Below are 25881 nucleotides of genomic sequence, written 5' to 3'. Positions count from 1 at the left end.
TGGACTAACCTGAGGCCATGGATTACCTCTGGGGCCTGATCGTGGCGGTGGCCTGTGCCTGGTTCTGCTTCTTCATCGCCGAGCGCAACGGGATGAACAGAATCGGCTGGCCGGTCCTGGGTTTCCTGCTGCCTGTGGTGGGCGTGATCGCCACGATGGTTGTGGCTTTCATGAAGCAGAAAGATGCCGCCTGACCTGCCCGGGACGTGTAGCCTCGCGGTGTCCGGGAGGAGAGACACCATGAAGAAGTTGCTCGCGATCACCGCGGCGGTCGGGATTTCTGCTGGGAGTCTGGCGATGGCGCCAGCAGCACAGGCGAAGACCATCAAGGCCTGCGTGAAGAAATCGAACGGGGCCGTCAAGTTCATCAACAAGAAGAACAAGAAGTGCAAGAAGGGCTGGGTGAAGACGTCCTGGAACTCCAATGGCCCACAGGGTCCCGGTGGACCGGCGGGACCAGCGGGTCCGAACTGGCTGGTCAAGGACAAGAACGGCACCACGCTCGGGACGTTCTCGGGGTACTACACCACCGGGCTCGTCCCGGAGGTCGTCGTCACGGCGGCTGACGGTGCGGTCTTCCGCTACGGCATGGACGGCAAGTTGGACAACGACAACACCGCCCTGCTCTTCCTGAACAACGGGTGTACCGATGCAGTGATCCGGCGCACGCTGAAGGCTGACCTGGTGCCCTACCTGAATGCAGCCGGTGGCAACGGCCGAGCCGTGTTCCAGGTCGTCAACGCGACGACCGCCAGTGCCTGGAAGGTCGCCGCCACGACGGTCACGGACGTCCCGATCGGCGCGAGCATGCTGTTCGCGAAGGACGAGACCACGGGTGCCTGCGCCGCCTTCGCCAACCCTGCCGGGTTCTACGTGCCGCTGACGCCCGCCGACGCGCCGGTGGTCGCTGCCCCGGGAGCGTTGCAGATCGTTCGGTAGCGAGCCGCTGAGGTCGGACGTGCTCGTGGTGAACTCCGGCGTGCGCGCTGCCTGAAGCGGGAGAGTTGCCTCCATCGGGGAGCGATAAGGCCCGGTTGAGTCGCTCCCGGGTGTCCGCAACTCTCTCCGCGTGAGTTGTGCGGAGGCTTGGGAGTCTCCCCACCTCAGGCTCCGACCAGCCGTGGGGCGGCACCGCGGCCGTCGTTAGACTGATCGGGTCGGGCGGTGCGCCGCCCACGCCGCCTTAGCTCAGTCGGCCAGAGCGACGCACTCGTAATGCGTAGGTCAAGGGTTCGATTCCCTTAGGCGGCTCAGTGAGAGGCCTGGTCACAAGCGCAAGAGCGGGTGACCAGGCCCTTTTTGCGCGACGAAGGCGCCGGAAGTCACTAAGAAGTCACTAGCCGCTGAGAAGGCCTCCGAGAAGGCGTATCGGGCATCATCACGGCCTCGTCGTGCCCGTGCCACTCCGCGACCGCCATGTCCGGGACCCCGGCCTCCCGCATGGCCGTTACCGACGAGTGCCGCGCCTCGTGCAACTCCTCGGCCACCGGGTCGCCGAAACCCACCTCGCCATCAGCCGAGTGGTGATGCCCCGGTGGTTGAGGTCCACCCGCGACCAGCGCAGGTCCAACACCACCCCGGCGTTCATCTTCAGTCTCCCAACCAGCACCAACGCCAGGTGCAGCCGCGACGTCACGGCTCCTGCCAGTCCGCGGCACTGCAGGATGGCGTCGGGCGGGGACGGCGGGAAGGCAGGTGCGCTGCAGGGCGGGCCAGGGAGTGCAACAACCGTGGTGACGGACCGTGCGTAGCGCGTTCAACGATGGCTGCGCCGTGCGCCGACGAGGTGTTCGCCGGCTATGACGGGGCCGCGGTCCCTTCGAGCCGTACGTGGTGACCCTGCAGCGTCGCACGAGCCCGATCGGGTACCGGATCAGTTCCCGGACGGCACTGGAACCAGAGATTCGCCACTTGCGGTGCGCGCATGATGCCGGCGTGTGCCAGCAAGTCCGACCCTGAGGTCCGCGGCGTCATGCACCTGCACAGAAGACGACCTTGCCGCTGGCTCGCTCCACGACAGCGACCGAACTGATGGGCGAGGCCGCAGTAGCATCCCGCTGCGCGCGCACGAGGGCATTGCCTTGCGCGTTCGATCGGAACCCGTGAGTGAACAGCGGCTTCGCACCTGGAACGCAGCCGCCGGGCAGAGCCGCGGCGCGGTACCTGGTGTTCGGCTCGAGGCCCGTGACCGATGTCATGAGCACCCATAGCGCGTTGGCTTCGGAGGTCATGACCACGGCCTTGGGTCGGGCGACCTTTATGCCGGTGTTGTCCGCTCCCACGTGGATCGCGGCCTTGCCGGAGCAGGCCACAGTCGTCCCGGACTTGCGCTCGCGCAGGGAGAAGGACTTGATCCGGCTCGCGTCGGCGCGGAATGTGACGGGGTCCCACGATGTGCCGCGGGGGTCAGATGTGAACGCCCGCGCGAACATGCGCCCGCCGCTCGCGCCGCACCTCCTGCTGCTGGCGACCAGCCGGTACTTGGTGTTCGCGCGCAGTCCGAACAGGTTGAAGGCGAGCGTGACGTCAGCGTCGTTCTGCGTGACCGTGACCAGACCCTTCACCGCCCCGCGGAACGACCAGCCGCCGGAGTGCCCGCTGATGACGTCACCCGAAGCAGGGGCCACAGCCATCAGGGAAGCGGCGAGGCCGGCAGCGGCGAAGGGGACGAGACGGTGCATGGGGAACATGGGAACCTCCCGGAGGACACGGCGAGTGTAGAACTGCCGGCGATGGGCAACAAACCCCCGTCCGGGCAGATCAGCCGTGTGCCCGCGACGGGGCCCGCTTCAACCAGACGTCCCGGCGCCGACCAGTGCCTTGGCTGTCGCCCTGGCCGCGACCGCGCTCTCCGGACCTCCGTCAAGCGCGCCGCTGGCCAGGCCGCCGTCGAGCAGCAGGGTCAGGGCCCGGGCCAGTTGCTGCGGGTCTGCGGCACCAGCCTCGCGCGCCAGGTCCGTGACCCAGGCCAGGATCCTCTGCTTGTGCGCAACGGTACGGTCGTGGACGGGCGTCCCCGGGGGAGCCTCGGCAGCCGCGTTGATGAATGCGCAACCCCGGTACCCGGGTCGGCGGCAGGCGCTGGTCAATGCGTCGAACAGGCCGACGAGTTGCTCTCGCGGCTCGGTTCCGGCTGCTGCGGCCGCGGCCTTCAACTGCCCAGTCCAGATCTCGTCGACCCGGTCGAGGTAGGCCACGATGAGGTCCTCCTTGGCGGGGAAGTGCCGGTAGAACGTCGCCTTGGCCACGCCGGACTCGGCGATGATCGTGTCCACCCCGACCGCGCGCAGGCCTTTGGCGTAGAAGAGCCGGAAAGCTGTATCCAGGATCCGGTCGCGCGCCGTCGGGGCAACAGTTGTGGTCACGAACCGATAATACACAGACCCCTCTGTCTTGTGCTAGACAGACCTGTCTGTTACGTTCGTCGTGCAACGCAGACCACCAAAGGAGTCCCCATGAAGATTGCAGTTCTCGGCACCGGAGCGGTCGGCCAGGCACTGGCCGCAGGATTCGCCGGACTCGGCCACGAGGTCGTCGTCGGCACGCGTGATGTCGCCGACACGATGAGCCGCACCGAGCCCGATGGCTGGGGCAGGCCCGGCTACGGGGCGTGGCAGACCGAACACCCCGACGTGCGCCTGGTCACCTACGCCGAAGCAGCCGCCACTGGCGACATCGTGGTCAACGCCACGAACGGGGCCGGCGCGATGGACGCCCTAGCCGCGGCCGGCGCGGACGCCCTCGCGGACAAGGTGCTTATCGATGCGTCCAACCCGCTCGACTTCTCGCAGGGCATGCCGCCCACGTTGTTCGTCAAGGACACCGACTCCCTGGGCGAGCAGATCCAGCGGACCTACCCCGACGCTCGCGTTGTCAAGACGCTTAACACAATGACGGCCGCGTTGATGACCGACCCGGGCTTGCTCGCCGCCGGCGACCACACGGTGTTCGTCAGCGGTAACGACGAGGGCGCCAAGCAGGCGGTGACCGGGCTGCTGCGCGACTTCGGCCACACCGACGTCCTCGACCTCGGGGACATCACCACAGCCAGAGGCACTGAGAGGTCGCGCTTCACTCCGGCGAAGCTCGCCTACGGCGGGCCGGAGAGCGCTGAGCAGGAGGCGAATGCATTCCGGGCCAGCCTCGACGCCGGCGTGAGGCTGTTCGACACCGCGGCCATGTACAGCAACGGTGCCTCGGAGCAGCGGCTCGGCGAGCTGGCCGAGGGCACGCCGGCGCTGATCGCTACGAAGTTCCCGCCCGGGATGCGCGGGAGCGCAGACGACCTGCCGAACGCGTTGGCGGCTAGTCTGGACCGGCTGCGGCGTCCGACGATCGACCTGTACCAACACCACTTCCCGAGCCGCCGGATCGACATCGCGGACCTGATGGTGGGGATGGCGCAGGCCGTGCACGTGGGCAAGGTGCGGGCGGTCGGGGTGAGCAACTACTCCGAGGCGCAACTGCGGCTCACGCACCGGGTGCTGGCCGACCATGGTGTCCCCCTGGCCTCGAATCAGGTGCAGTACTCGCTGCTGCATCGCAACCCCGAGTCCGACGGCGTGCTGGACGCCTGCCGTGAACTCGGCGTGACGCTGATTGCCTACCAGCCGCTTGCGTCGGGGGCGCTGACCGGCAGGTACCTCACCGTGCGGCCGCGCGGCCTCCGCCGGTTCATGCCCTTCTTCCGGCGCTCGGCACGCGAGGGTGTTGCGTCGGTGGTCGAACTGCTACGCGAGATCGGTGCGGCACATGATCAGCCGCCGACGGCCGTGGCGCTGCGCTGGCTGATGCAACAGAAGTCGGTGCTACCCATCCCCGGTGCCAAGGACGCCGAGCAGGCGCGCAATAACGCCCGGGCACTTGGGTTCGAGTTGTTCAGCGGCGAGGTGGACGCGCTGGAGCGGGCGACGCGGGGGTATCGCTAGCCGGGAGACAGGTATCTGGAGTGGGAGACCGAAGGGGGGCCCACATGCCCGCCAAGAAGTCCAGTACGCGAATTTGAAGGACAAGGGCCATGTCCAAGCACGCGTGCGGAGGTCCTCCCGCTCCAGACCGGGCGATGGCGTGCCATCCGGTCGGAACGCAGTCGCAGCATCGACACCCCCGATCGTCTCGAGGTCGCTCAGTAGATCGTTCATGAGCCCCAGTCGCACAACGATGGTGTCCCGGTCCAGGGTCATCACGCGAGTTCCTCCAGGGCGAGGCGGCGCAGCCAGTCGGTATCCATGCGCTCCATGGTTGCCGCGATTGCGGCCTGGGTGTGCACGGGTTTTCGCGCTTCATACAGGACCTCTGCACCGACGAGCGCGCGTTCGCGGATCACTGGCCCGGCACCGTTGAGCACCACCAGATCAATCCCCTCGTATCGAGTTTGGCGCCACGAGGCCGTCCCGCAAACCGAGGACATCGTGCTCTCCCGCGTAATCGAACAGCACGCCCAGATCCAGGTCGTGGGGTTCGGCCTCCGAGCGCAGAGCGCTTCCGAATGCTGTCAGGAGGATCACGGCGTGCTCGTTCGGCGCAACCAACTGCTGCGTCGGAGACGAGAACCTCAATCCGCGGACGATCCGAGGTCGGGAACGGGTTCCATCGTCACCACGACCTTGCCGGCCTTGGTGCGGCCCTCCTCGACGTAGGCCAGGGCCTCTGCTGTGTTGTCGAACGGGAAAGTCCTGTCGATGACCGGCCGCAGCACGCCAGCGTCGTACAGGGCGCCGAGTTCACGCAACTGTGAGCCGCTGGCCTGCATGAACAGGAACTCGTAGCGCACGCCGAGTGCCTTCGCCTGGTTGCGGACCGTGCGGCTGAGCAGGTTCATCACGACGCTCAGGATCGCCGGCGCGCCGAGTTGCCGTGCGAACCCGGAATCGGGAGGGCCCGCAACGCCGATGGCGAGGCCGTCGGGCTTCAGCACAGTCAGGGACTTCTCCAGGTTCTGGCCGCCGAGGGAGTCGACGACGAGGTCATATCCCGACACGACCTCGGAGAAGTCCTGGGTGGTGTAGTCGATGACGACGTCGGCACCAAGATCCCGAACCAGGTCCGCGGTGGAACCGTTGGTGGTGGTCGCCACGGTGGCGCCGAGGTGCTTGGCCAGTTGGATGACAGTCGAGCCGAGGCCGCCGGCGCCGGCGTGGACAAGCACCTGCTGACCCGGTTGCACGTGCGCCCGATCCACCAGGATCTGCCAGGCGGCCAGCGCGACGAGCGGGACGGCGGCTGCTTCTTCGAGCGTGAGCGACTTCGGCTTGAGGGCGACGTCGTCCGCATCTATCGCGATCAGTTCGGCGAACGTTCCGGCCCGGAGGTCGCGAGGACGGGCGTAGACCTCGTCACCGACCTTGAAGTCACGTACGTCGGCGCCGACCTCCGTGACGACGCCCGCCATGTCGTGGCCCAGCACGAACGGCGGCTTGCGCTTGATCAGGCGCTTGAACTCGCCGTCGCGGGTCATCTTGTCCAGCGGGTTGATGCTCGCGGCGCTCACCCGGACCAGCACGTCGCCCCTTGCGACGGTCGGCTCCGGCACGTCGGCGGCGCGCAGACCGTCCTTGCCGTACGTCTCGACGACGAATGCTTTCATGAGGGGTCCTTCTTCTGAGAGGTGACTATGAGGCAGCGAGGAAGTCCAGCGCTTCCGGGACGAATGATGCGTGGTGTTGGAAGATGCCGCCGTGGCCGGCGTCGGGGTAGATCGTGAGCTTGGCGTTCGGCAGCCGTCGCGCAAGGTCCGCCGAGTTCTGCGTGGGCACCATCCGGTCGTGGTCGCCGTTCGCGACGAATACCTCTTGCCGAATACGCGAGAGATCGGTCGGCTGTCGGTCGCCCCAGCCGTGGATGGCCTTGAGGTGGGCCCGGAACGAGGCGACGGAGATTGCCTTGTCGCGGTTCTCCGTGCGCTCCTTCAGCCTCTTCAGGAACGCTCGCGCCTCTGACCGGCCGTTCTCAGTACCTGTGAAGAACAAGTAGTACTTCGCGTCGCGGAACGTCACAGCACCCCTGGCCACGTCCAGGTAGGTGAGGAGCGTGACTTTGTCGATGCCTTCGCCTCCCGCGGGGCCGGTGCCGGCGAGGATGACCTTGCGGACGAGGTCGGGGTGCTGTTCTGCGATGACCTGAGCCACGAAGCCGCCCATCGAGAATCCGAGCAGATCGACGTGGTCCAACCCAAGCGCCCGGATGAAAGCGACGGCGTCGTTCGCCATCGCGGCGATCGAGCTCGGTGTCCTGCCCTCCGATGCACCGACGCCCCGGTTGTCGAAGGTGATCACCCGACGCTGCGAGGCGATGCCGTCGACGACTCGCGGATCCCAGTTGTCCAGTACCGCCGCGAGGTGGTTGAGGAAGATGACCGGCGTCCCGGTCCGACGACCTAGGTCCCGGTAGGCGAAACGCGTGCCGCCGACATCCACTGTCGTGGTGGCGGCGTCCTGGTACGAGGTGGTGGCGGTCATTGTTCGGGCTCCTAGGAATTATATTATGTTCGTACGGTAATCGAGACGACTGACATTGGCAACCCCCCTCGTATCCTGGGGAGCGCTTCGGCTACTGCTGGTTCGCCCCGCCGCGGATCAGGGCCTGGGCATTACGAACACCCTGCTCGAGGACGGCGTCGGACAGTTTCCCGTCATCTACGGCCCGAGCGAGTTGCACCGAGCCCACGAGCATCGTGAACAGCGCGAGCGCCGTTCCCTTGGCAGACTCGGGGTCGTCGGGCCTCAAGCGGATGCAGATCTCATCCAAGATCGCCTTGGTGCCAGCCGTGTACGCCTTCTTGGTCGCGTCGGTACAGCGGCCCACTTCGTCGAGAAGGGCCGCTGACGGGCAGCCGGCGGCGGGATGGTCCCGGTGCGCAGGCGACAGGTACTCGCCGACAAAGACCTCGAGCCCGGCGCGGCCGCCCGGCAGTTCGCTGAACTCCGACGCCTGTCGGCCAACCTGGTCCCCGACGACCGTCGCGACCAGGTCGTCCTTGGAGTCGAAATGCGCGTAGAAGGCGCCGTTTGTGAGTCCGGCATCGGCCATCAGAGTGGCGATGCCGGATCCGTCGATGCCGTCTCGCTTGAGCCGGTGACCAGCCGCCTCGACGATACGCCGACGGGTGGCTTCCTTGTGCTCGCTGCCGTAGCGCGCCATGCGGTCCTCCCCGACGACCCTTGCCTCTTGACAACACCATATCCTATGGTCTGATGACTGTAATATCATCCTTGGACAGGCGAGCCTGTGGGCCGACTTGGGAACCGGCCGCACGATCGCTCTGTGAGCTCCTGGGCCTGCGCATTGAGCAGCCGGTGGGTGGTGTGAGGCCGTGAAGGGGGTTGACACCGGCGCGACAATGACCATGTCACTCGTCGGAACCAACTGGTCCGGCTGAGAGGCAGTGGGGGCCGAGGCTGTAGGAGCGGCCGATGGCAGAAGTGCGCACCACGGACCGGGACACCCCGAGGCGGAGTGCCCCGCACCACATCAACGGGAGCCACGCCTGCGTGAGCCGTCGTGCTCGCGGCCGCTCCCACAACCATTCACAGGCGGACCCAGGAGAACACCATGACTTTCATTCAGATCATTGAGTACCGGACGAGCCGGATCGACGAACTCGGCGCGCTCATGGACGAATGGCTTGCACTGACCGACGGCAAGCGCAGCGCCACCCGATCCACGCAGGCACAGGACCGTGAGCAGCCTGGCACCTTCGTGCAGATCGTCGAGTTCCCCTCCTACGAGGTGGCGATGGCGAACTCGGACCTGCCGGAAACCGGCCGGTTCGCCGCCCGGATGGCGGCGCTGTGTGAGGGGAGCCACCTTCCGGAACCTCGACGTGATCCGCGCCGAGCCCATGTAGGACGGTGGCTGCGGTGTCCAACAAGACCGTGAGCCAACTGATCCCGCAACAGGTTCCAGCCGAACCCGGGCACAGATCGATCGCGCAACTGCTGGCTCACGCCCGTTCCCGCTTCATGCGGCTTACACCGCGCGAAGCAGACAGCGCTGTGCGTCTCGGCGCTCTGCTCGTGGACGTCCGGGCAGAATCGCAACGCCGCAGGGACGGGGAGATTCCGGACGCGCTCGTCATCGACCGCACAGTGTTCGAGTGGCGGCTCGACCCGCTGAGCCCGAGCAGGATCGAGCCGGCGGTGGACCGCCACGCCTGGGTCGTGGTCATCTGCAATCAGGGCTTCTCCTCAAGCCTGGCGGCCGCGACGCTACTGGACATGGGATTCACACGCGCGACCGATGTGATCGGGGGTGCGCAGGCATGGCGGGCGGCGGGACTACCCCTGGTGCGCGTGGATGAGCCCACGGACGGCATCTGCTGGCCGCGGTGAACTGAAGGGGCTGCCCCTACTGGGCCCGCTCCCGAACCACATCCGCCACGCTCATGTGCCTCACCCGCAGCATGCCTGACACTCGCGAGAGCAGGGCTACGAGCAGAACGCCCAGCCCCACCAGGAGCGACGGTTCGGCGGGTGGTTCCGCGAGTAGGGCGCAACGCGGATAGCGTGAACAGGTCGGGTTCTCAGGCTGTGCCCGGTGCCGGTCACGCGATGACGAAGAACGTGAGGAATCAACGGGCGATGCATTCCGGATGTTGCCTGAGCGGGCTCACCCTGCCGGCAGTGGCTGGGACAGGAAGGCGCGCAACGCGGGCAGCACGACGGCCGGTTGTTCGTCCTGGGGGTTGTGGCCCGCTTTGTCGACGAGGACCAGTTGTGCTCCGGGGATGCCTTGGGCCAGCTGCTCCTGACACGTGGGCGGGAAGATGAAGTCCTCGCGTCCGGCGATCACCAGCGTCGGCGCGGTGATCTCCGACAGGCGGTTGACGACCGACCAGCCGTCCATGAGGTGTCGGCCGGCGTAGATGAGCGCCTCCGGGCGCATCCGGGAGCGCCATCCGCCTTCGGCCATCAGTCGAGCGGCGGCACGCCACCCGCTGCCGGCCATGTAGGCGCCGCTGATCCGGGCGAAGATCGGGAAGTACTCCCGGGGAGCGAAGTCCCCGTGGAACCACCGCCGCACCAGTTCCACCCGGGCCGGGCTGTACCCCCGGCGGGCCAGGAGTTCCGGCGCCTTCTCCCGGGCCCATAGAGCGTCGGCCCCGGTGTCGAGCAGTACCAGGCGGGAGACGCGATCGGGGTGGCGAAGGGTGTACTCGAGGGCGACCTGGCCCCCGAACGAGTGTCCGAGCACCGACCACTTCTCGAAGCCGAGGTGCTCCCGGAGCGCCTCGGCGTCCGCGGTCAGGTTGCCCCACGTCATCGTCGAGACCGGTACGCCAGTGGAGCGGCCGTTGCACCGGTGGTCGTAGAAGACGAGGGTGGCCTGATCGGCACAGGGACGGAACGCCCCCAAGGTCCACAGGTCGGCACTCGGGCCGCCGTGCATGAGCACAAGCGGGTCGCCCTGCCCGACTACGTCGACGTACAGCGACAGGTCTCCCAGCGGCACCCTCCGGGGCCACCCGGTGGGTGCTGACCGTGGGTTCATCGCCCTCCCTTGCCGCCAGCCGGCGGGCGCTCCGCTGGACTGGCACCGGTCGCGACCTCCCGCAGGATCAATACCACCATGCCACCGGGCGAGCAGCTGAAGCTTCACTTCCGTGGGACGAGCCAGACGCCCTGACTCATGTCTGCGGTCCCGCCGCCCTTGGTGGTTCGGGTCAATACGTGGCCCAGTCGTCAGGGGATAACGACGACCTTGCCGCGGACGTGCCCGCCTTCGAGAAGGCGGTAGGCGTCGGCTGCATCTTCGAAGGGATACGTTGCGGCAATGTCCACCTTCAGGTCGCCGCTGTCGATCAGCTGCGCAAGTTCAGTCAGGCCGTTCCGGGAGGGCCTGACGAACACGTAGACCCCGTTGCGGGCCAGCGCTCCGCGGGCATCTGCGATGGAGCCCACCAGACCACCGGGTGCCAGTAGCGCATCGCAGGCATCCAGCACCCCGCCGATGAGGTCGGCCACCACGTCGATGCCATCGGGCGCCAGGGCCCGCACCTCGTCGGCCATGCCCGGGCCGTACGCCACCGGCTCCACCCCGAGGTCGCGCAGATGATCGTGGTTGGCCGGCGAGGCTGTGCCGATGACCCGGGCGCCGGCCAGGCGCGCGAGTTGCACCGCGAACTGTCCCACGCCACCTGAGGCGTTGTGGACCAGGACAGTCTGCCCGGGCCGGACGTCGAGGCGTCGTACCAGTTGCAGCGCCGTCAGCCCCACCAGCGGCACCGCCGCAGCGTGAACCAGGTCGATTGTGCTGGGGGCTGCGACGACGTGGCGGATGGGCAGGGTCACTTCATCGGCGAGTGTGCCGTGCTGGATCCAGTCCATCCGCGCGTAGGCGAACACACTGTCCCCGGGCCTCATCTCCGGCACCGAGGGGCCGGTCTCCAGCACCGTCCCGGCAAGATCCCAGCCGGGGACGATTGGGAACCGGCACTCGAAGGCCTCCGCGAGGTACCCCCGCATGACCTTGTAGTCGACAGGATTGATGCCGGCGCCGACAACAGCGATCCTCACGGTGTCCGGCCCCATAGGTAGGGGTTCGACCTCTCCGATCCGCAGGACCTCCGGTCCACCGAACTGGTCGTAGTAAACAGCGCGCGCCATGCCTTGAGCCGATCATCCGTGCAGGCGCCTGTCAACCGTGCGGCGGGCTGTGTGGGGTTGTCCCCAGTGTGGGTGTTTGCGCCGCCGTATGTGTCACACCGTGTGCGTAGCGTGGGACGCGTACACGGAGGGGAGGGGGTGTGATGGGGTTCTTTGAGGTGTCGCATGGTGCGGCTCGGCGGGCCCGGATTCGCGCCAAGCTCCCGACGGTGTATCCGGTGGCGTTGGATGTGGTGGATGCTGCCGTGGGTGATCTGCCGGATCCGGAGGTGTTGTGTGCTGAGGAGCGGGCGGGGGTGATGGCGAAGGTCGCGTTGATCAACAACCGGGTGCAGGCGTATTTGACGCGGGTGGCCGCGGTCAGTGATGAGCGGGGTGATTCCCGGGTGTTGGGGGCGGGGACGACGGGCACGCTGGTGGCGGCGGCGACGGGGTCGACGGTGCAGGCGGGGTCGGCGGTGGTGGCGACCGGGCGGGAGTTGCGGGGTTTCCCGGAGTTGTCGGAGGCGTTCGATGCGGGGCGGGTGTCCGCCCAGCATGTGTCGGTGGTGTTGCAGACCACGCAGGGGTTGAAGCAGCGGGGGCAGGTGGTGGCCGCGGCGGTGGTGTTGGCGGCGGCCACGGATCCGCGGGAGACCCGGCATGTGTTGCAGGTGGTGGCCGATGCCCAGGGTGGTGAGCACGGGCAGTTGTCGCATGCGGAGCAGCGGGCGCGCCGGGGGGTGCGGCTCAGTGCCCGGGCGTCGGGGATGTGGCGGTTGTCGGGGTTGTTGGATGATGTGGAGGGGGCCCGGTTGGCGGAGGTGCTGGGGCAGTTCAGTGCCGCCCGGGATGCGGGGGTGGATGCCGGGGAGTCGTTGCCGCAGCGCCGGGCGGACGCGTTGGGCGCGGTGGCGGCCGCGGCGGCGGCGAACCGGACGCCGTTGGGCACGTCGGGGTTGTCGGTGCTGATCGATGTGGCGGACCTGCCGGCGGCCGAGCGGGCGGTGTTGGCCGATGGTGCCCCGATCACCGCCGATACGTTCGATGTGCTGACGTGCACGATGGTGTGTGCGGTGATCTTCGGTACGAAGACCCCTGGCGGGTTCGTGCCGTTGATGTTGGGTCGCACGAGGCGGCGTGCCAGCAGTGCGCAGTGGGCGGCGTTGATCGCCCGTGACCGGGGGTGTGTGCGGTGCGGGCGCAGCCCACGGTTCTGCGAGGCCCATCACATCCTGCATTGGCGTCATGGTGGTTTGACGGATGTGTCAAATTTGGTCCTTCTGTGCTCGCGTTGTCATCACGATCTGCACCACGGCCGGTTCACCGTCACGATGACCCCGGTCGGGATCCCCGAGATCCACACCAGCCGCGGACCACCGGCAGGTGTCCGGGCCTGACGGCCCGGCCATCCCGCACCAGAACACCGCGAAGCCTGCCACACTGTTGGGCATGTTTGGACGCAAGGACTCCCACGACGGCGCGCGCTTCCAGCTCAAGGAGAAGCTGTGGTCGATAGGCGACGACAGTTGGATCCTCGACGAGCACGGGGAGCGCATCTTCAAGGTCAACGGCAAGGCCTTGCGCATCCGGCGCACGCTGGTGATCGAGCCGCGGGACGGTGGCGAGCTGTACAAGATCCAGGAGCGCAAACTCCACATCAAGGACACGATGGTCATCGAGACGCCGGACGGGGCGACGGCGGCGACGGTCAAGGAGAAGCTGATCTCCCCGATCCGTCACCGTATGGAGGCCGAACTGGCCGACGGGACAGAACTGGAGATCACCGGGAACATCCTCGACCACGAGTATGAGATCAAGGACGGCAGGCAACTCGTCGCCACGGTGAGCAAGAGGTGGATCAGGGTGCGGGACACCTACGGCATCGAGATCCTTCCGGGCCGCGACCAGGCGCTCCTCCTCGCCATCGCGGTGTGCCTCGACAGCATGGTCGGCGGCGACTGACCGGCGCCCGTTAGCGCCGCACCACGCGGATGGTCGACAGCGTGGGATCTGCCGCGTACGCGATCCGTACCCCGGCCGCCTGCGCGCCGCGCAGGGCCCCCATGGCCGCCGGCGTGACCTCCTCCCCGGGGGCGAGTACGGGGATCCCGGGTGGGTAGGGCGCGATGAGTTCGGCGCTGACCCGCCCCAGCGCCTCGTCGCTGCCAACCGCTTCGGCCGCTGCGAAGAAGGCCTCGCGAACAGGTACGGCGACCGTCGGTTCGACGGAGTACGCCGCCGGTCCGACGGTCGCGCGCGGGGCGCTGCGATGCCGCTCGACCGACGCGGCGATGGTGTCGGCGAGCAAGCCCAGGGTCTGCGGCGTATCGGCCAGCGATACGACTGCGATGAGTACGTCGCGATCCGCGGACTCCACCGGTAGACCGGCCGCGATGAGGTCGTGCTCCACCGCGTTGCCGTCGGCACCCGTTCCAGCCAGTACGAGGGTCAGCTTGACCGGATCGATACCTGGGCCGTCGAGCACCGTCAGACCTTCGACCTCGCGAAGCCGTTCCCGCGCGGCGCGGGTTGCCGCGATGGCGTCGGCGAGCAGCGCCCGGCCGTCGCGCTCGAGGAGGGCGCGGGAGGCGTCGATGCTGGCCAGGATCGCGCCAGCAGGACTCGTCGTCGCGCTCGCCTCCACACCGGCATCCAACCGGGCAGGGTCGATGCGTTCGGTCCGTGCCAGCACCAGTGCGGCCTGGCTCCAGGCGGGCAGAGTCTTGTGCGCACTGGTGACCATCGCATCGGCGCCCAATTGCAGGGGGTGCGCGGGCAGATCGGGGTGGAAGCCGAAGTGCGCGGCCCACGCGGCATCGACGATCAGGGGGAGGTCGTGTGCGTGGGCCGCATCCGCGAGGCCCTGCACATCCCCGACGGTGCCGACGTAGGAAGGGTCGCCGACGAAGACAGCCCGGGCGTCGGGGTGGGCCGCGATGGTCGCCCGCACGGTCTCCGGAGCGACCCCGAGCGGCAGGCCCGTCGCAGCGTCCACCTCGGGGCGGACCCACACCGGCGTCAGTCCAGCTAGCACGAGTCCGATGAGCAGTGAGCGGTGCAACGTACGGCTCACGATGACTGTGCCGCTCTCACCGCCGACGGCCAGCGCCAGTGCCTGGTTGGCATGTGTCGCGCCGCCGGTGGAGAAGCGGCAGACGTCCGCACCCCACAGTCGGGCGGCCCGGCTCTCGGCGTCGGCGAGCACTCCCGCGGAGAGCTTCATCGTGTCCAAACCGCCGTACAGTGGCACATCGCCGGCCACGACATCGCCCACCAGATCGTGGCGTTGCTTGTGCCCGGGGATGGTGAACGGAGTGGGCGCGGACTCCTGGAATCGCAGCCACGCATCGAGCAGGGGGGCGTCGCCGCGCAGCGAGCGCGGGTCAGTCGGCATCGCGGGTCCTCGCCGAGCGGCTCATGCCGTGAGCATAGGGAAAGTGGCCGCAGCACCCCGGCATCCGCTCATCAGGGGTTTTGTGCCCGCACGTTGCTAGGGTTGGCCCAAGCAGCAGCAGTCCCCGACGCATGAGAGGTCGCAACAATGTCCTACAACGCACCTCCCCCACCGCCTCCCCCTCCGCCCGGCTCGATGGGCGGCCAGCCGATGGGGATGCAGCCGAAGCCTGACAACAACCTGGTGTGGGCGATCCTCACTACCCTGTTCTGCTGTCTGCCCTTCGGCATCGTCGCCATTGTCAACGCGAGCAAGGTCGACTCTCTGTACGCGACCGGTCAATACGCCGAGGCGCAGCGGGCGGCTGACAATGCCAAGAAGTGGAGCATCTGGGCCGCCGCGGTCGGTGTGATCGCGATCGTGGGGTACCTCGTCTTCGTGGTGTTCTTGGGCGTGCTCGCGGAGTCCAGCAGCTACTGAGCCGAAGGCCTCCGCAATGCCCGCGCCGGAATCGACCCGAGTGTCGGCTGGACACACAGCTGTGCGTCCAGCCGGCATCGTCGATCGGTTGGGACCGGGTCTCGTGCCGCTGGGCCTCGTCGTGGCCCTCGCGGTGGCGTTGTCCGTTCGGGACCCGCACCAGTCCGGCTCCTGGGCCGTGTGCCCGACTCGCGCCCTGCTCGGAGTGGACTGTCCCGGTTGCGGGTCCCTGCGGGGCCTGCACGACCTCACGCACGGCAACGTCGCCGAGTCGATCGGGCACAACGCCTTGCTCATCCCCGGCATCCTGTTCCTGATCTACGCCGTGTTCCGGCGGCCGGGGTCGCGCTGGGCCGTGGCCTGGGGGATCGCGTTCGCGGTGTTCACCGTCGCCCGGAACATCCCCGGGAGCCCTCTGGCCGCGTGAGGCCGCGGTCACGTGCGGCACAATCCCTGGCATGGATCCGATTCGCGTGGGCGTGGCCGGGGCTGGGCCCTGGGCGGGCATCCTCCACGCACCGTTGATGGCCGCCGGTCCCTACACCACCCTCTCGGCTGTGTACGGCCGACGGCGCGATGCGGCGACGCAGCTGTCGCAGCAATACGGCGCGCACGGCACCGACGACTTCGACGACTTCCTGCGGCACTGTGACGCCGTCGCTTTCGCGGTCCCTCCGGATGTGCAGGCACAGTTGGCGCCCGTCGCAGCGGCGGCCGGCAAGCCGCTGCTGCTCGAGAAGCCGATCGCACTCACGCTGGCCGATGCCCGCGCGATGGTGGGCTCGATCGACGCCGCCGGAGTGCCGACCCAGTTGATGCTCAGCAAGCGATACTCCTCGCGCATCCGGCATTTCCTCGCCGAAGTGCGCGACTTCGCCGTGACCGGCCTGCGCACGTCGTTCGTCTCGGGGGCATTCCTTCCCGGCAGTCCCTTCGCGACCCCGTGGCGCCTGCGGGAGGGGGCCGTGCTCGACGTCGGTCCGCATGTCCTGGACCTGATGGACGCCGTGGGTGGGCGCATCGACTCGATCTCCTTCACCGGCGACCCGCTGAACGTGGTGTCAGTGACCACGGTCCACGAAGGTGGCGCGATCGGGCAGGCGTGCATCTCGTCGGTGGTGCCGGGGGACCTGTGGGACCTCGACGTCTTCGGGCCCGGGGGCATCCTGTCCGCACCCCCCCGTGACGACGGCGAAAGGGCCGAGATCATGGTGACCATCGCGGAGGAGTTCGCGCATGTGGTCCGGTCCGGCAGGTCGCACGAACTCGACGTGCACCGCGGGCTCTACCTGCAGGAACTGATGCAGGGCTAGGAGAACAGCCCGGCGGTCAGACCGTCGCGGCCCTGAGATCGTCCAAACCGGCCACCAGGTGGGCAGCCAGGCGGTCGAGGTCGGGGATCAACCGGGCGTCGGCGATGAGCCCCATGAGCACCCGGTCGGTGTAGGAGAACATGGACACGCCCAGGCCGACATCCGCAGCGCCAGGCACCCAGCCGATGATCCCGGACACCGGCGTTCCGGCCAGGTGGACCTGCTCCTTCGGCCCGGGCACGTTGCTCACCGTCGCCACCACCTTGCCGGAGAACAGCCGTGTCGACAGATCCTCGACCGGGTCCGGCATCCACCCGATCGCGATCAGGGTGAGGTAGGCGACGAACGCCTCCGGGGAGCCCTTCAACTCCTCGATGATCGAGTGCATCCGCTGGAGGCGATCGGCCGGTGTCATCTCGCCGGTCGGCAGCGTGACGACGTACTCCCCGAACACGTTGCCCAAGTCGGTGGTCAAGGGCTCGTCAAGTGGCCGGAGGTTCACCGGGACCATGACCCGCACGCTGTCCAGGGGCGTGCCCTCCTCCCGCAGGTAGCGGCCCAGAGCATCGGCCAGTACGGACAGGAGCACGTCGTTGACGGTCACGCCGGCACCGCGGCTGATCCGTTTGATGTCCGGCAGCGGCCACTGTTCGGTCCATCTGACCTGCTTGGCCGCGCCGACCTCGCCGGCGAGGGCGCTGCGTGGTTTCCGCGGGATCATCGCAAGGTGCACCAAGCGCCGGGTACCGCGCAGGGTGGCGTTCGCCGCGCCGATCAACCGGGTCGGTTTGCGCACCGTCCGCAGCCCCTGGTCGGCGATGCCCAGCGTCAGCCCGGTCACTTGCTCCAGTGCTCCGCGGGCCGGCTGTGGCTCCGCGAAGCCGGCGTGCTGGGTGCCCGTGGTGGTCAGGGACAGCAAGACCCGGGTCAAAGTGATGCCGTCGGAGATGCTGTGGTGCATGCGGAAGAGCAGTGCCGACCCGGTGCCGTAGCCGTCGATGAAGTGCACCTGCCACATGGGATGGGCCGGGTCCAGGGCCAAGGGGATCTGGCTGGAGATGTACGCGGCGAAGATCGCCTCGTCTCCGGGGTCCGGGAGTCGGTGCCGGATGAGGTGTCGCTCGATGTCGAAGTCCGGGTCGTCCTCCCAGCCTGCGCGGCCGAAGGGGATCGACGGGGGTACCGGGTGCTGCCGGAACTTGGGGAACCGCTCGAGCATGCGGTCACCCACCTCGCTGCGCACCGCGTCCCAGTCGAGGGGATCATCGGTCCACATGATGGCGTGCACCATCATCAGGTTCTCGGGGGTGTCCATGCGGTACCAGGCATGGTCCACCGCTGACATCGTGCGCCGGTTCACGCCTCGCCACCTCCTGGCCGCGAGGCTACCCCGCGGAACAGTCCTGAGGCGCGGGCGTGCACGTCGCCACCACGGTTACGATCGGCCGTGATGTTCTCTGCTCCGCGGTCCGCCGGCCGCGCCGAGAAGGTCCGGGTGGCCATCGGTGGGGTGCCGCAGGGCATGTTCATCAGCGGCAGTTCGCCCGGCCGTCCGGTACTGCTCTTTGTGCATGGCGGTCCGGGCATGCCCGAGTTCTGGCTCACCCGGCGCTACCCCACAGGAATGGAGGACCTGTTCACGGTCGTGTGGTGGGAGCAGCGGGGGGCGGGTCTGTCCTACAGCAGTGCGGTGCGTAGGGAGTCGATGACGGTCGAGCGGTTCATCGCGGACACCCTGGAGGTGACGCAGTACCTGCGCCGTCGCTTCTCGGTGGACCGGGTGCACCTGATGGGGCATTCGTGGGGCAGTTTCATCGGGCTGCAGGCGGCAGCGGCGTCACCGGAGTTGTTCCGCACCTATACCGGGATGGGCCAGATCACCCACCAACTGCGCTCGGAGCAGGAGAGTTACCGGTACCTGCTTGCTGCCTACCAAGCGCGAGGTGACCAGCGCATGGTCCGGCGGCTGGAGGCGGCTCCGGTCGGGGAAGGTGTCCCGCTGCCGGCGGCGTACGAGGCGCTTCGGGACAAGGCGATGCACGGTCTAGGGGTGGGCACCCCCCGCGAGAAGGTCAACCTCTGGCGGGGCAAGGTGTTCTCCCGCCGGTCAGGCCTGTGGGACGCGATGCTGAGCACCGATCTGACCCGGCTGGTTCCGGGCCTCCCACTGCCTGCCTACTACCTGCACGGGAAGTACGACCACACCGTCTCGTATGACCTGGCCAGGGCCTACGCAGGTGATTTTCGGGGTCCGCGGGTCGGCTTCTACACGTTCCCGCAGTCCGCTCACAGCCCCGCCCTCGAGGAACCGGAGCGAACGCTGCGCATCCTGCGTGAGGACGTTCTGACGGGGCGCACGGCCCTGGCCGACGCGCTCTGACGTGTTTGTCGCACCCCCCTGAGACGATGGTCGTGCAAGAGGGGAGATCGCGTGAAGACGCTCTACATCGACATGGACAACACCCTGGTGGACTTCACGGCCCACCTCGAGAACATCGCCCCGGACGTCCTGGCCTTGTACAAGGACCGGGAGGACGAGATGCCTGGTGTGTTCGCTCTCATGCCACCCATGGCCGGGGCGCTGGACGCCTTCCGGGAGCTGTCCAAGCACTTCGACATCTACATCTTGTCCACTGCCCCCTGGCTCAACCCCTCGGCGTGGCAGCACAAGGTCGAGTGGGTCCAACTCCATCTGGGGATTGAAGAAGGCACCCCGGCCTACAAGCGACTCATACTGTCCCACCACAAGAACCTGAACCGCGGCGACTTCCTCGTCGACGACCGTCCGCAGAAGAACGGGACGGACGGGTTCGAGGGCGAGGTCATCGCGTTCGGTTCCAAGGAGTTCCCCGACTGGCCAACCGTCACGGACTACCTGATGAAGCGCGCGTAACCGGCGTCCCGGGCAGTTGGCCCCACGAAGGGCGGGCTTGTCCGCCAGCGCCCGACTGCCTCGATCGCTGCAGGTTACTCTGGAGCACTGGCAGCAGGGGGTACTCGCCTCCAGTGCGACGGTGTCCTCCGACCTGCCGGACCCCAACACGGCTGACAACGCCAGCGTCGTGAGTGCGGAGGTCCCAGCCGCCACCCCGGTGGTCAAGGCGTGCGCCAACGCCATCAAGGGCACGAAGAAGGCCGATCGCCTGCGCGGGACCGCCAAGGGGGACCGGATCAGTGGCCTGGGTGGCAGGGACGTCCTACGCGGACTGGGTGGCGCCGACTGCCTGACCGGCGGCAAAGGTAAGGACCGGCTGATCGCAGGTGCGGGGGACGACACGATCCGCAGCCGCGACGGCGTGCGGGATGTGGTGAAGTGCGGGGCCGGTGATGACCGGGTGGTGGCCGACCGCCGGGATCGCGTGGCCAGGGACTGCGAGCGGGTGTCGAAACGCTGAGCCTGAGCGGTTCAGCCGCGCTGGGGCTGAATCAGTCGTGGTCCCTGCGGGGGATTCATCGCCCGGTCACGCCCGCGGCGGCCGCCACCACCTCCACCCGGGCCGGCACATGCTTGTGCCACGGCGTCCCGACCCACTCGTCGCGGTCCTGCGCGCGGGTCAGGTCGTTGGGCGCGACCCCGGTACGGGTGCCACGGGAGGTCAGCCCGAACCCGTTGGGCAGGGAGATGTGACCGGCCCGCATCGCATCGGTGACCTGCACGCGGACCTCGGTCGTTCCGGCTCGTGTCGTCACACGTACCGAGGCGCCGCTGCTGATCCCCAGGGCCTGCGCGTCGGCGGTGCTCATGCGCAGATCGCCGGAGACGTCGCGCTTGCGCCACGCCGGGTCGCGCATGATCGTGTTCGCGGTGAACGCCCGGCGCTCGCCGGCGGAGAGCACGTACGGGAAGTCGGGGTCCGGCGGGGGCGCCGGTTGTTCTGCCAGCCCGGCCACGACATCGAGCAATTCCGGAAGGTCGACGTTGATGCGTTGGCGCGGCAATCGCTGCCAGGAGGCGCTGTAGTCGTCGTCGGTCGTGACGATGCCGTGGGCACCGGACAGGATGGCGTCGAAGAGGCGCTCCCCGGCCGCCAGGCCCTCGCCGTAGCCGGCGGTGCGCACGCCGTCGGCATTGGCCATCGCCATCTGGTGCGCCGCGGCCCACAGCACGGCCGCCGAGGCCGCGCCATCCGGAAGAGTCGGACCCAGCGTTCGGTACAACAGCACCGGTGCCAGTCGCCGCATCACCGGATCGGCCATCAGTGGCAGGAATGCTTGTGCGAACGCCTCCCTGCCCTGCGCTGCGGCCGATCGGAGCGGTGCGTAGTCGTCCTCGCTCAACGCGCCGGCGGCCTCGACGAGCCGGGCGTGGATCTCCGGCTCGGTGAGTAGCCCGGACGGTGCCGGCAGAACGGGGTGACGCAGGTGGAAGATGTTGCGCGGGAAGTCGAACGTGAAGAACGTGCACTCGAATTTCTCGAACTGCGTCGGCGCCGGCAGTACGTAGTCGGCGTGCCGGGCCGTTTCCGTCATCGCGACGTCGATGACCACGCAGAGGTCCAGGGCGTCGATGGCCTCGACCATCCGGGCCGACCCGGCCAGTGAATGCGCCGGGTTGGAACTCTCGATGATCATGGCACGGTAGCGGGCTGCGTGGTCGGTGAGGATCTCATCGGCGATGACATTGCAGGGCACCAGGCCGCTGATAACGGGAGCGCCGACGACCGGACTGCGCGGACCCTCCCCCGCGGGGCTGCCGCGGTCGCGGCCGATGGCGGAGAGGTTCGACGGAACGTACGCCGTGCCTGGCTTGCCGAAGTTGCCGGTCAGCAACCACACGAGTTTCTCGACGTAGCTCACGACGGTGGAGTTGCGGTTCATCTGGATGCCGAGGTCCTCGTACACGGCCACCGACTCCGCCTGAGCGATCCGCCGGGCAACCTGCCGGACCAGGTCCTCGGAAACGTCGGCGATCCGGCCGCACTCAGCGACCGGGATCCGGCGCAGGACCGGTTCGACCGCGCCGTACCCTTCGAGGTGCTCATCGATCCAGTCGGTGTGCACCAGTTCTTCCTGGACCAGCACCGCAGCCAGGGCGCTGAGCAACCAGAGATCGGTGCCCGGTCGCACCTGCAGATGGAAGTCCGCGAGATCGGCCGTGTCCGTGCGCACGGGGTCGATGACGATGAGGGTGCGGGCCGGATCCTTCGCGATCTGCTTGAGGACCGTCCGGGCGCGTGGGAAGCCGTGGGACTGGTACGGGTTCTTGCCGATGAACAGGGCCACCTCGCAGTGTTCGAAGTCGGCCCGGTGCGGAGCCCCGAGCATGCGGGCGTTGACCCAGAACTCGCCGGTCTTCTCCTGCGCCAGTGCGCTGGAGCGGTAACGGCCGCCGTAGGCGGCCATGGTGGCCGTGGAGTAGGCACCGCCCAGGTGGTTGCCCTGCCCGCCGCGGCCGTAGTAGAAGATCGTCTCCCCGCCGTACTGCTGCTGGATGGCGGTCAGCCGGGCGGAGATCTCGGCGATCGCGATGTCCCAGTCGATCGGTTCGACGGTGCCGTCAGGGCGCCGGCGCAGGGGTGTGGTGAGCCGGTCGGCGTTTTGATAATGGTCGAGCCGCAGGGCTTTGTTGCAGGTGTAGCCGGCTGACGCCGGGTGCTGCTTGTCGCCCCGGATCTTGACGAAGGATCGTCCCTCGAGTTGGACCTCGATGCCGCAGTTGCACTCGCACAGGATGCAGGCGGTGGGATGCCAGGGTGCTTCGGTGGTCATTCTGTCTCCTCGGGCCGGAGTAGGTGCTGGAGCTCGGTCGCCACGTCCTCGAGGGGCCGGACGCTGTTTGTGGTGCGGGAGAGGATCAGTGCTCCCTCAATCGCCGCGACGGTGACGGTCGCCAGGCGCCGGGCCTGCGCACGGGTTCGGCCTTCGGCGACCAGTTTGCGTTCCAGCGCCTTGAGCCAGCGGGTGAAGATGATGCGGACGGTCTCACCGGCAGCCGGGATGTCACTGCGCCTGTCTACGGCCAGCGCCATGACCGGGCACCCCGACGTGTAGTCCGACTCGCGCATCGTCGTCTTCCAGAAGCCGATGAAGGCGGTGATGGCATCCGCGGCGTCGCCGTCGGCCACGGACCGTGACAGCATCGCGGAGATGTTGTCGCCCGCGCGGGTCACCGCTGCGAGGATCATCTCGTCGCGCCCGCCGGGGAAGTGGTGGTACACCGAGCCGCGCGGCGCTCCACTGTGCGCGAGGACCGCGTCCACGGTGACCGCATTCGCCCCACGCTGCTGCATGAGGGTCACCGTGCTGTCCAGCATGCGGTCGCGGGTACCAGCAGCCATATCTGGAGTATGGCATACACCACTTAAGCAAGGCCCGAAGCAGGCCCCGTGCTGGACGCGGGCCACGATTCGGCGGTCACCCAGAGACCTGATGCGATCCGGGGGCCGCAGGCGGATGGCGGCGCCGCTCGCTGCGCGCAGGCCGAACCTCCCCTTCGCTGCCGCCGACCTCGCCCTACCAGCCCACATGGGAGTCGGTCTCAGAGCACCAGGTCCCCGCGTGGTACCACGACGCGAAGGTCGGTGTGTTCCTGCACTGGGGGCTGTATTCAGTGCCCGGGTGGGCGCCGCAGGTCCCGGACATCCAGGAGATGCTGCGCACCCAGGGCCCAGAAGCCATGCTGCGCAACAACCCGTACGCGGAGTGGTACTCCAACAGCATGCGGATCGAGGGCAGCCCGACGTGGCGGCACCACCGCGACACCTTCGGCCCCCAGTTCGGCTACGACGACTTCATCGGCGACTTCGATGGGCGCTCCGCGGGCGCCGACCTTGACGCGCTGGCGGAGGTGTGCCAGGCCGCGGGTGCCCAGTACGTGGTGCTGACGACCAAGCACCACGATGGCTTCACCCTCTGGCCTTCCGACCTCGCGCATCCCCGCAAGGGGCACTACCACGCCCGCCGCGACCTCGTGGGAGATGTGACGGCTGCCGTGCGCGAGCGTGGTATGCGGATGGGCCTGTACTACTCCGGGGGCTACGACTGGCCGTTCAACGACGCCTTACTGGCGAATCCCGCCGACTCAGCGCTGGCGGTGCCACCTGGGGAGGACTACGCGCAGTACGCGACCGGCCATGTGCGCGAGCTGATCGAGCGGTACGCACCATCCGTGCTCTGGAACGACATCTGCTGGCCGCCCAAGGGCGATCTGGCAGCGCTGTTCGCCGAGTACTACAACACGGTGCCGGACGGCGTGGTCAACGACCGCTGGCTCCAGCCCGAGATGGCGCGGAACCCGCTCGCCGACGCCTTGGTGCGCGGGGTGGGATCGCTGATCCAGGCGGGGTGGAAGATGCTCCCCGAGGACGCGAAGAGCCTGACGTTCCCCGCCTCCACGCACTACGACTTCCGCACGCCGGAGTACGCGTCGTTCGGCGACATCCAGACGAAGAAGTGGGAGGCGACCCGAGGGGTCGGGCACTCCTTCGGCGCCAACCGCAACGAGCGGCCCGAGGACATCATCACGGCCACGGAGGTGATCCGGATGGTGTGCGACGTGGTCTCCAAGAACGGCAACCTCCTGATCGGTATCGGCCCGCAACCCGACGGCCACATCCCCGAGGAACAGCAGGTGCCGCTGCGAGGCCTGGGGGCCTGGCTGGCCGTGAACGGTCCGGCCATCTACGGCACCCGGCCGTGGGAGGTCGCCGCGACGACCACGACCGAGGGCACCCAGGTGCGGTTCACCACCCGCGACGATTGCGTGTACGCGCTGCTGATCGACCCGCCGGGGGTGCGGGAGGTCGGGCTGCGCGGGGTGACCGTGGCGGCGCCGACCGTGCGGATGCTCGGGGTGGATGAGGCCTGCCGGTGCGTGCTGGTGACGGCATGCCGGTCATCACCCTGCCCGCGCGCGTGCCTGTCAGCGCCGCGTACGCGCTGGAACTCGGCCCGACCGCGCGGTGGGAGGGCTGATGACGCTGCCCGCGGTGCTTGCGATCCGGTTCGCCCTGGAGCTGACGATGCTGGCGGGTACTTCGCGTGGGGGTACGCGATGGCCGGCGGTGGCGCGGTGGGCGTGCTCGCCGGGATCGCGGTGGCCTTGCTGGTCGCCGCGGTGTGGGGGGTCTTCCTCTCCCCGAAGGCGCGGGTCGCGCTGCACCCGGCCGTGCGCACCGGCGTGGAGGTCCTGGTCTTCATCGGTGCGGCCCTGGCCCCGAGCGCGCTCCGGCTACCCGGGCTGGGGGCTGGTGCTTGTGGTCGCCGACCTTGCGGTGCTCGCGGCCCTCGCCGCGCTGGGGAGGAGTCCGCAGGACGCGTGAGCCCGGCCGCACCGGCCATGGCACGTATGACGCACCTGCGGTGCCAAGGCCGCAATTGCGTGCAAACCTGCGAATGTATGGTCCGCCGCGCTCGCACTCCTGGCCGGATGCACCGGCGATGCAGGCCCCGGCGAACCCCCGCCCGCAGGGGCGCAGGTGACGGTGTTCGCCGCGGCGTCGCTGCAGAAGACGTTCACCCGGCTGGGCGAGCAGTTCGAGGCGAGCCACCCGGGAGCCACGGTCGCGTTCACCTTCGGTGGATCCTCCGACCTGGTGGCGCAACTGCTGCAAGGGGCACCGGCGGACGTGTTCGCCTCCGCGGACCCCGCCACGATGGACGAGGCGGTCTCCGACGGGCTGATCGCGGGGGAGTCGGAGGTCTTCGCCACCAACTCGATGGAGATCGCGGTCCCACCGGGGAACCCCGCCGGTGTCACCTCGTTCGCGTCGTTGGCGGACCCGGGCACCACGGTCGTCGTCTGCGCCCCGCAGGTGCCCTGCGGCGCGGCCACCGTGACGGTCGAGGAGAACACCGGTGTGGACCTGGCGCCGGTCAGTGAGGAGAACTCGGTCGCCGACGTCCTCGGCAAGGTGTCGTCGGGGGAGGCTGACGCCGGTGTCGTGTACGTGACCGACGTCCAGGCGGCCGGGGCCGCGGTCGAGGGAGTCGAGATCCCCGCTTCGGACAACGCCGTGAACATCTACCCGATCGGCGTGCTGGAGGCCAGCACGAACGCGACCCTGGCGGAGGCGTTCCAGGCCCACGTGCTCAGCCCACAGGGACAGAAGGTCCTGACCGACGCCGGCTTCGGGACGCCGTGACGCAGGCCCCCGGCACCGATCCTCGG

At 68.3% G+C, this 25881-nt stretch carries 26 protein-coding genes, 1 tRNA gene and 1 pseudogene; 16 read left to right on the top strand and 12 right to left on the bottom strand.

Annotated elements, in window-relative coordinates:
• The first annotated feature begins 17 nt into the window (after nt 1-17).
• From IPG68_01895 to IPG68_01885, 3 genes are all read left to right on the top strand, one after another.
• Entirely contained in the window at nt 18-194 is a 177-nt protein-coding gene (locus tag IPG68_01895; protein MBK6762097.1) for a hypothetical protein, read from the top strand.
• Between the two features lie 46 nt (nt 195-240).
• On the top strand, nt 241-939 hold the full coding sequence (locus IPG68_01890) for a hypothetical protein (protein ID MBK6762096.1): 699 nt from the start codon (nt 241-243) through the stop codon (nt 937-939).
• A gap of 238 nt (nt 940-1177) precedes the next feature.
• Nucleotides 1178-1251 (top strand) — tRNA-Thr (locus IPG68_01885).
• Between the two features lie 719 nt (nt 1252-1970).
• On the opposite strand, the gene IPG68_01880 is transcribed toward IPG68_01885, so the two are convergent.
• Nucleotides 1971-2681: a hypothetical protein gene (locus IPG68_01880; protein ID MBK6762095.1), complete on the bottom strand. Its 711-nt coding sequence runs from the start codon at nt 2679-2681 to the stop codon at nt 1971-1973.
• A gap of 108 nt (nt 2682-2789) precedes the next feature.
• Nucleotides 2790-3365 (bottom strand): TetR/AcrR family transcriptional regulator, encoded by a 576-nt coding sequence (locus IPG68_01875; protein ID MBK6762094.1) that lies wholly within the window; start codon nt 3363-3365, stop codon nt 2790-2792.
• A 90-nt stretch (nt 3366-3455) separates the two neighbouring features.
• On the opposite strand from IPG68_01875, the gene IPG68_01870 reads away from it, so the two are divergent.
• The gene (locus IPG68_01870) at nt 3456-4928 is read left to right on the top strand and encodes an aldo/keto reductase (protein MBK6762093.1); all 1473 of its coding nucleotides are present in this window, start codon (nt 3456-3458) and stop codon (nt 4926-4928) included.
• A gap of 254 nt (nt 4929-5182) precedes the next feature.
• Here the strand turns inward: IPG68_01870 and IPG68_01865 are convergent, their stop codons facing one another.
• The 4 genes from IPG68_01865 to IPG68_01850 all read right to left on the bottom strand — a co-directional run bounded on the left by IPG68_01865 (nt 5183) and on the right by IPG68_01850 (nt 8139).
• Nucleotides 5183-5350: a hypothetical protein gene (locus tag IPG68_01865; protein ID MBK6762092.1), complete on the bottom strand. Its 168-nt coding sequence runs from the start codon at nt 5348-5350 to the stop codon at nt 5183-5185.
• 204 nt (nt 5351-5554) lie between these two features.
• Nucleotides 5555-6586, bottom strand: a complete 1032-nt coding sequence (locus IPG68_01860) for an NADP-dependent oxidoreductase (protein ID MBK6762091.1) — start codon at nt 6584-6586, stop codon at nt 5555-5557.
• Nucleotides 6587-6611: 25 nt separating this feature from the next.
• Nucleotides 6612-7457 (bottom strand): alpha/beta hydrolase, encoded by an 846-nt coding sequence (locus tag IPG68_01855; GenBank protein ID MBK6762090.1) that lies wholly within the window; start codon nt 7455-7457, stop codon nt 6612-6614.
• Between the two features lie 91 nt (nt 7458-7548).
• Nucleotides 7549-8139 (bottom strand): TetR/AcrR family transcriptional regulator, encoded by a 591-nt coding sequence (locus IPG68_01850; GenBank protein ID MBK6762089.1) that lies wholly within the window; start codon nt 8137-8139, stop codon nt 7549-7551.
• Between the two features lie 411 nt (nt 8140-8550).
• On the opposite strand from IPG68_01850, the gene IPG68_01845 reads away from it, so the two are divergent.
• A complete protein-coding gene (locus IPG68_01845; GenBank protein MBK6762088.1) occupies nt 8551-8877 on the top strand; it encodes a hypothetical protein in 327 nt (108 codons plus the stop codon).
• Nucleotides 8878-8960: 83 nt separating this feature from the next.
• Nucleotides 8961-9329 (top strand): rhodanese-like domain-containing protein, encoded by a 369-nt coding sequence (locus IPG68_01840; GenBank protein ID MBK6762087.1) that lies wholly within the window; start codon nt 8961-8963, stop codon nt 9327-9329.
• A gap of 277 nt (nt 9330-9606) precedes the next feature.
• On the opposite strand, the gene IPG68_01835 is transcribed toward IPG68_01840, so the two are convergent.
• A complete protein-coding gene (locus tag IPG68_01835; protein ID MBK6762086.1) occupies nt 9607-10488 on the bottom strand; it encodes an alpha/beta hydrolase in 882 nt (293 codons plus the stop codon).
• 191 nt (nt 10489-10679) lie between these two features.
• Nucleotides 10680-11603: an NADP-dependent oxidoreductase gene (locus IPG68_01830; GenBank protein MBK6762085.1), complete on the bottom strand. Its 924-nt coding sequence runs from the start codon at nt 11601-11603 to the stop codon at nt 10680-10682.
• A 218-nt stretch (nt 11604-11821) separates the two neighbouring features.
• Here IPG68_01830 and IPG68_01825 point away from each other — a divergent pair, with 218 nt between their 5' ends.
• Both IPG68_01825 and IPG68_01820 read left to right on the top strand, forming a co-directional pair.
• Entirely contained in the window at nt 11822-12982 is a 1161-nt protein-coding gene (locus IPG68_01825) for a DUF222 domain-containing protein (GenBank protein ID MBK6762084.1), read from the top strand.
• Between the two features lie 52 nt (nt 12983-13034).
• On the top strand, nt 13035-13547 hold the full coding sequence (locus IPG68_01820; GenBank protein ID MBK6762083.1) for an LURP-one-related family protein: 513 nt from the start codon (nt 13035-13037) through the stop codon (nt 13545-13547).
• Nucleotides 13548-13557: 10 nt separating this feature from the next.
• On the opposite strand, the gene IPG68_01815 is transcribed toward IPG68_01820, so the two are convergent.
• Nucleotides 13558-14979, bottom strand: a complete 1422-nt coding sequence (locus tag IPG68_01815) for a decarboxylase (protein MBK6762082.1) — start codon at nt 14977-14979, stop codon at nt 13558-13560.
• 147 nt (nt 14980-15126) lie between these two features.
• Here IPG68_01815 and IPG68_01810 point away from each other — a divergent pair, with 147 nt between their 5' ends.
• From IPG68_01810 to IPG68_01800, 3 genes are all read left to right on the top strand, one after another.
• Nucleotides 15127-15459: a CD225/dispanin family protein gene (locus IPG68_01810; protein ID MBK6762081.1), complete on the top strand. Its 333-nt coding sequence runs from the start codon at nt 15127-15129 to the stop codon at nt 15457-15459.
• 88 nt (nt 15460-15547) lie between these two features.
• Complete coding sequence (locus tag IPG68_01805) at nt 15548-15886, top strand: DUF2752 domain-containing protein (protein ID MBK6762080.1); 339 nt, start codon at nt 15548-15550, stop codon at nt 15884-15886.
• Between the two features lie 31 nt (nt 15887-15917).
• Nucleotides 15918-16772, top strand: a complete 855-nt coding sequence (locus IPG68_01800) for a Gfo/Idh/MocA family oxidoreductase (protein ID MBK6762079.1) — start codon at nt 15918-15920, stop codon at nt 16770-16772.
• 16 nt (nt 16773-16788) lie between these two features.
• On the opposite strand, the gene IPG68_01795 is transcribed toward IPG68_01800, so the two are convergent.
• Nucleotides 16789-18132, bottom strand: coding sequence for a wax ester/triacylglycerol synthase family O-acyltransferase (locus IPG68_01795; GenBank protein ID MBK6762078.1), 1344 nt, complete (start codon nt 18130-18132; stop codon nt 16789-16791).
• Nucleotides 18133-18222: 90 nt separating this feature from the next.
• On the opposite strand from IPG68_01795, the gene IPG68_01790 reads away from it, so the two are divergent.
• The 3 genes from IPG68_01790 (at nt 18223) to IPG68_01780 (ending at nt 20167) form a co-directional block, all read left to right on the top strand.
• On the top strand, nt 18223-19152 hold the full coding sequence (locus IPG68_01790) for an alpha/beta hydrolase (protein MBK6762077.1): 930 nt from the start codon (nt 18223-18225) through the stop codon (nt 19150-19152).
• A 72-nt stretch (nt 19153-19224) separates the two neighbouring features.
• Nucleotides 19225-19665, top strand: coding sequence for a hypothetical protein (locus IPG68_01785; protein MBK6762076.1), 441 nt, complete (start codon nt 19225-19227; stop codon nt 19663-19665).
• Between the two features lie 121 nt (nt 19666-19786).
• Entirely contained in the window at nt 19787-20167 is a 381-nt protein-coding gene (locus IPG68_01780) for a hypothetical protein (GenBank protein ID MBK6762075.1), read from the top strand.
• Between the two features lie 55 nt (nt 20168-20222).
• Here the strand turns inward: IPG68_01780 and IPG68_01775 are convergent, their stop codons facing one another.
• Nucleotides 20223-22481, bottom strand: coding sequence for a molybdopterin-dependent oxidoreductase (locus IPG68_01775; GenBank protein ID MBK6762074.1), 2259 nt, complete (start codon nt 22479-22481; stop codon nt 20223-20225).
• Nucleotides 22478-23026, bottom strand: a complete 549-nt coding sequence (locus IPG68_01770) for a TetR/AcrR family transcriptional regulator (GenBank protein MBK6762073.1) — start codon at nt 23024-23026, stop codon at nt 22478-22480. The genes IPG68_01775 and IPG68_01770 overlap by 4 nt, the downstream gene beginning before the upstream one ends.
• Nucleotides 23027-23208: 182 nt before the next feature.
• On the opposite strand from IPG68_01770, the pseudogene IPG68_01765 reads away from it, so the two are divergent.
• Nucleotides 23209-24686, top strand: a pseudogene (locus IPG68_01765) (alpha-L-fucosidase).
• 401 nt (nt 24687-25087) lie between these two features.
• Nucleotides 25088-25855 (top strand): molybdate ABC transporter substrate-binding protein, encoded by a 768-nt coding sequence (modA, locus tag IPG68_01760; GenBank protein ID MBK6762072.1) that lies wholly within the window; start codon nt 25088-25090, stop codon nt 25853-25855.
• Nucleotides 25856-25881: the final 26 nt, after the last annotated feature.

Source organism: Micrococcales bacterium, from assembly GCA_016703125.1.
In the GTDB taxonomy this organism is placed as follows: domain Bacteria; phylum Actinomycetota; class Actinomycetes; order S36-B12; family UBA10799; genus JADKAV01.
Note: the sequence above shows the minus strand (reverse complement) of the source record. Positions and strands in the feature narration are given on the sequence as shown.